General features: G+C 65.5%; 1 protein-coding gene. It reads left to right on the top strand.

Annotation, left to right across the window (positions count from 1 at the left end; all coding sequences use genetic code 11):
- Window positions 1–1,201 (top strand): urea ABC transporter permease subunit UrtB (gene urtB / locus JHD07_RS37170; RefSeq protein WP_291631242.1); only part of this gene is annotated, 1,201 nt, incomplete at its 5' end.
- Window positions 1,202–1,245: the final 44 nt, after the last annotated feature.

Below are 1,245 nucleotides of genomic sequence, written 5' to 3'. Positions count from 1 at the left end.
CCTTCAGGCCGCGCAATCCGTCTTCAAGTCGCATGAGGAGACCGCGCTCGATGCGGTCGACGCTGCGCTCGCCAAGGACACCAACAAATCCGTCAAGGCGGCGCTCGGCGATGCCCGCGCCGCGATCCTGCTGTTCAAACCCGACGCCACGGAGGTCGAGAAGCTCGAGGCCGTCGCCACCCTCAAGGCGCGGGGCGACCAGGAAGCGTTGGCGCTGCTCACCGGCATGGGCGACCAGCCGGCCTCGGTGACCAAAGCGGCCGCCAGCGCGATCGGCTCGATTCAGTCCACGCTCGCGGTCTGGTCCATGGTGCAGAACGCCTGGTACGGCCTTTCGCTCGGCTCGGTGCTGCTGCTCGCCGCGATCGGGCTTGCCATCACCTTCGGCGTGATGGGCGTCATCAACATGGCGCATGGCGAGATGGTGATGATCGGGGCCTACACCACCTTCGTGGTGCAGGAGGTGATCCGCACCAGCTATCCCGGCCTGTTCGACTATTCACTGCTGATCGCCGTGCCGCTCGCCTTCCTCGTCGCCGGGGCCATCGGCGTCTTGATCGAGCGCAGCATCATCCGCTTCCTCTACGGCCGGCCGCTGGAGACGTTGCTGGCGACCTGGGGTCTGTCGCTGGTGCTGCAGCAGGCGGTGCGCACCATGTTCGGCCCGACCAACCGCGAGGTCGGCAATCCCTCCTGGATGAGCGGCGCGTTCGAGCTCGGCCAGATCACCATCACCTATAACCGGCTCTGGATCCTCGTCTTCACGCTCGCGGTGTTCGCGATCCTGCTCGCGATGCTGCGCTACACCGCGCTCGGCCTCGAGATGCGTGCGGTGACGCAGAACCGCCGCATGGCGGCTTCGATGGGCATCGCGACCTCGCGCGTCGACGCGTTGACCTTCGGTCTCGGCTCGGGCATTGCCGGCATTGCCGGCGTGGCGCTGTCGCAGATCGACAATGTCAGCCCCAATCTCGGCCAGAGCTACATCATCGACAGCTTCATGGTCGTGGTGTTCGGCGGGGTCGGCAATCTGTGGGGCACGCTGGTCGCCGCCTTCACGCTCGGCATCGCGAACAAAGTGCTCGAGCCGTTCGTAGGTGCCGTGCTCGGCAAGATCCTGATCCTCATTCTGCTGATCCTGTTCATCCAGAAGCGCCCGCGCGGTCTGTTCGCCTTGAAAGGCCGGGCCGTCGAGCAATGAGTGTCGGGCAATGATCCTCGCGCGCCTTCTCGAAATGGCGGACT

This window comes from Bradyrhizobium sp. (assembly GCF_016462955.1).
In the GTDB taxonomy this organism is placed as follows: Bacteria; Pseudomonadota; Alphaproteobacteria; order Rhizobiales; family Xanthobacteraceae; genus Bradyrhizobium.
This window is presented reverse-complemented; position numbering and strand designations above follow the sequence as displayed.